4 protein-coding genes are annotated in these 4301 nt (G+C 41.7%); 1 reads left to right on the top strand and 3 read right to left on the bottom strand.

Annotated features, from left to right (window positions below):
- Window positions 1–157: 157 nt before the first annotated feature.
- Window positions 158–1636, top strand: a complete 1479-nt coding sequence (cls, locus tag VIP81_RS02160; protein ID WP_331956836.1) for a cardiolipin synthase — start codon at window positions 158–160, stop codon at window positions 1634–1636.
- A 5-nt stretch (window positions 1637–1641) separates the two neighbouring features.
- Here cls and VIP81_RS02155 read toward each other — a convergent pair whose 3' ends face one another.
- The 3 genes from VIP81_RS02155 to VIP81_RS02145 all read right to left on the bottom strand — a co-directional run bounded on the left by VIP81_RS02155 (window position 1642) and on the right by VIP81_RS02145 (window position 4054).
- Window positions 1642–2058 (bottom strand): hypothetical protein, encoded by a 417-nt coding sequence (locus VIP81_RS02155; protein ID WP_331956835.1) that lies wholly within the window; start codon window positions 2056–2058, stop codon window positions 1642–1644.
- 117 nt (window positions 2059–2175) lie between these two features.
- Window positions 2176–3474, bottom strand: coding sequence for an outer membrane beta-barrel protein (locus tag VIP81_RS02150; RefSeq protein ID WP_331956834.1), 1299 nt, complete (start codon window positions 3472–3474; stop codon window positions 2176–2178).
- Window positions 3467–4054, bottom strand: a complete 588-nt coding sequence (locus tag VIP81_RS02145; protein ID WP_331956833.1) for an RNA polymerase sigma factor — start codon at window positions 4052–4054, stop codon at window positions 3467–3469. Before VIP81_RS02145 ends, VIP81_RS02150 begins: the two co-directional genes overlap by 8 nt.
- Between the last annotated feature and the right edge of the window lie 247 nt (window positions 4055–4301).

The following is a 4301-nucleotide window of genomic DNA, read 5'->3' as shown; positions in this document are numbered from 1 at the left end:
TTTCTGGGTGGCTTTGCCGGAGAAAACAATCGGATGACAGCTTTTTCCATATTCAATGTAGCATTAGGCCTGGTCCTGCATCTGCCATTATTGTTGAAAAAGAAGTCCATAACCATTTTAGCGGAAACGCGTTAATAATATATCTTGCTTACAATTTATGAAAACGCTTATCGGTTATCTTACAGGCACAGAATGGCACCCTTATATTAAAATAGGCAGCAGCGTTTTGCTGATACTTATTTTAATTGGCCTGGTAGCCACTATTTTGCTTGAAAACCGCAACCCGGTAAAGGCTGTAGCGTATATCCTGTTGCTGGTATTTATTCCTGTTTTAGGACTGATCGTTTACTATTATCTGGGGAGGGATCTGCGTAAAAAACGACGTTTTACATTGAAAGGGAGTAAAGATGAAGGATTGTTTTCCCGATACTGGGAGTCGCAGCGGGGAGAAATAGAGCACATGCAGCTGGAACTGCGCCAACTGGTGGGTAATAAACAGGAGCTTTCTGCGATGTTGCTGAATACACGGCAATCTGTTCTAAGTAAAAACAACCGGGTACAGCTGCTGATTAATGGAGAAGAAAAATTCCCGGCTGTTTATAGCGCGCTCCGTGCCGCCAAACACCATATCCACATAGAGTATTACATGATTGCCGATGATGAGGTGGGGAAAGAAGTCACGGAAATATTGATAGAAAAATTAAGTGTCGGCGTACAGGTGCGTTTTCTTTATGATGATATCGGAAGTGATCGTATTCATGATATCCCCAAACGCCTGAAAGCACATGGCGCCAGTGTATACCCTTTTTCCCCGGTGCTGGTAGATTTCTATTTGAATGCCAACTACCGGAATCACCGCAAAATAATAGTGGTAGATGGTAATGTTGGTTTTGTTGGTGGCATCAATCTCGATGAACGTTATATCAACAATGGCAAGTACCCTACCTTCTGGCGGGATACGCATCTCAGAATTGAAGGAGATGCCGTCAATATTCTTCAATTACAGTTTTTAATGAGCTACCGCTATTGCAGCAAAGAAGTGTTTCCCTTTGGTGAGCCCTATTTCGGAAGATCCGGGCTAACAGGCACTTGCTTTACTGATATTGTAGCCAGCGGTCCTGATTCCGAATGGCCGGTGGCCATGCAAACTATCCTGATGGCAATAAACATTGCCAAAAGGAGAATACGTATTACCAATCCCTATTTTATACCTACGGAAGAATTGCTGACAGCCCTGCAGATGGCTGCCCTGGCCGGTAAAGACGTGCAATTGATTTTACCGTTGAAAGGTGATTCTTACATTGTTCAACATGCGGCGCTTTCATATCTGAAGCCTTTGCTGGCAGCGGGTATCAAAATATTTTTCTATACCCGTGGCTTTATTCACGCCAAAACCATGGTGATCGACGACAACCTGGCCTGGGTGAGTTCAGTTAATTTTGATAACAGGAGCTTTTACCTGAACTGTGAAATTGGCGCACTGATCTACGACAAAGAGGTGGCAGGCAAGTTAAACCGGGCCTTTGAAGAGGATCTTTTGCATGCTGTTCCGGTGCAGGAAACGCGGTGGAACAAGCGTAATTTATTCAAGCGGTTTATGGATGCGGTGTGCAGACTCCTCACACCGCTATTATAAGGCCCCTAATCTTTCTCTTCGTCCAGGTCAAGGAACTCACCGTTATCTTCCTCGAGATCGGCGTGCCTGTCGCCTCCTATGCTATAAATATTATTTTCTTCATCTTCCTCTCCTATTGCTTCTTCTTCATCATCCAGTTCTGCGCCAGGAACATCGAGGTCATCTCCTACTTTATCTTTACGCCAGGTTTCTTCCTGTTGATCGGATTTATCAACAGGTTTCTTTTTTTCGATAGGTAATTCACTGTTGTGACGGAAAGAACCGGTTACCGCATCCATATCTATGTCTACCTCCTTATCCCTGTTGCGTTTGTCCATAATATCTTCTCCTGCAGGATATTCAGGATAGCCGGGAAATTCTTCTTCTTCCTTTTTAACTGGTTTGTGTGCACCCTTACCTGGTTTGTTATCACTATTAGTCATAATCGGATCTTTTAATGTGGATAATGCTGAAAATGCCGTGCCACATACAGCAGCAGGCGTTGTATTATGAAGGATAACAACGTAGTATAGTGATTGTTTACGCCAACAGGATACCCATCAGCGCTTTTTACTCACGAGGTTTAATTGAAAGGACACACCGGCTGAATATAACTTCACTTGTCCCAATCCTACCCCATGCAGTGGAATTTTTGCGTAGGGTTGTACTCCAATAATTAAGCGCCTGCCGGCAGGATGTTGATACAATGCGCCTACATTTAAGATAGCCATGTAATGCTGGTTTTGATTCTGTACTGTTTTTTCCCAGGTAGGAGAATATTTGTAGAGATACTGATATTGTTCTTTCAGCATAAAATAGTTCGACAATCCCAGCGTGGCGCTGATAGTATTGTTATTTACCTGTAGAAATGTATAGTTCATGTTCACAGGTATATCCAGTACATCACAATTGGCATTTACTTTCACCAGGTCATAAGGTGCGGAACCATTAGACCATGCAGTATAATCTTTACTGGTAGCTCCGTATAGTTTCTTGCTATATATAGCTCCCGTGGTGATAAACCAGCGGCTGTTAAAATAGTAATGTGCTAATATCCCTGCATTAAAGCCCACTTTTCCATAGTTAAGCGAAGGCGCTACATTCAGATCAGGCCCGAGTGTAACACCTATATACAATCCTTTAGAGTTGATTTTCCGTCGCGGATTTTTTTTATTCAAATCCCGTGAAATATCTATATTTACAGGTATTTCAGCGGTATGTAATATTTTCGTATAGCCGTTATAGTTATTAACATTTTTTGTTTTGATAAAACGGATATCGTAAGGCTGAATAAAGGAAGAACCATCTATAGATGTTATTTTTCCGGAGGAGGTGACGATGTCCGATGTTTTGTTGTTTATTTTATTTTCGGGAGATGCAGATACGTCTGGCAGGCGCTTGCCTGATGGAGTTACCGTTTCGCTGTTTGTTTTATTTTCAGGAGATGCAGATACGTCCGGCAGGTGCTTGCCTGATGGAGTTACCGTTTCGCTGTTTGTTTTATTTTCGGGAGATGCAGATACGTCTGACAAGTGCTTGCCTGTTTGGTTTACAGTTTCGTTATTTGTCTCCTTTTTTTCATCAAATCTCCCTCCGCTTAATACCGGTTGCCCGTCTGTTTTTTGCACTGAAATAGCTGTACCTGCTGTTTTCTTATCAACCGTAGATGACTGAATGATCCACCATACCATACCACCCAGAAGAGGCAGCAGGAACAGCCACCACCACCAGGCTACCGGGCGTTTGTTCTTATCCCCGGCATCCAGCAGCGATTCCATTTTTGACCAGGCGTCCTGTTCAAAAGGAATATCAGCTTCATTCAGCTTGTTACGGATGCTATTTTCAAATGCGTCATTCATTTTTGTATAAGGGCATATTTACGTCTACCCCATCAGATACACTCATGGAGGCTTTCGTAATTTTTTCTTTCAGTATTTTTTTTGCTTTGAATAAATTTGATTTGGAAGTTCCTTCAGATATACGCAGCATAGCAGCTATTTCCTGGTGCTGGTACCCTTCCATAACGTAGAGGTTAAACACCGTCCTGTAGGCTGGTGGCAATACCTGTACAAGCTTCAGCAGTTCTTCATAGGATAGCTTATCTACTATTTTCTCGTCTATTCTTGGTTCCGGTACCTGGTTAATGTCGTCTACAAAAACCAGTTTCTTTTTACTTCTTAAAAAGTCGATAGAAGTATTCACCATGATTTTAGCCAACCATGTTTTAAATGATCTGCTGGTATCAAATGATTGAATGTGCTGAAATATTTTAAGGAATCCGTCATTCATGATTTCAACTGCCTCTTCTCTGTTTTGTGCATACCTCAAACAAATGCTCAGTCCATACCCGAAAAAATTCCGGTATAGCGCTTCCTGACTGCTGCGTTCTTTTTTGCAGCAACCGGTAATCAGATCATTAATATCATTTAGCTCCTGCACAAAAATATTCTTGTCTGCTTTTTTGTATTGAATGTGTTTTTGATGTCCTTATGAAATTCTATGTTCGATTTTGGCTTTTTGAAAAATCAAATCTGATGGTTGATACGGACAACGGAGAAAAAAGGTTGCTTTTGGCGCCAAAAATAAAAGGACTCGCAAAATACGCATTTTTAGCCCTTTTATTAGACCCAACCCTATTTTCAACACTTATATCCGGTTCTTTAGAGATATACGAAATTTAATAGCT

Origin of the sequence: Chitinophaga sp., from assembly GCF_036566945.1 — a bacterium.
Taxonomy (GTDB): domain Bacteria; phylum Bacteroidota; class Bacteroidia; order Chitinophagales; family Chitinophagaceae; genus Chitinophaga.
Note: the sequence above shows the minus strand (reverse complement) of the source record. Positions and strands in the feature narration are given on the sequence as shown.

Coding starts and splice junctions, on each gene's coding strand:
- cls (WP_331956836.1), top strand. CDS start 158: ATGAAAACGCTTATCGGTTATCTTACAGGCACAGAATGGCACCCTTAT.
- VIP81_RS02150 (WP_331956834.1), bottom strand. CDS start 3,474: ATGAATGACGCATTTGAAAATAGCATCCGTAACAAGCTGAATGAAGCT.
- VIP81_RS02155 (WP_331956835.1), bottom strand. CDS start 2,058: ATGACTAATAGTGATAACAAACCAGGTAAGGGTGCACACAAACCAGTT.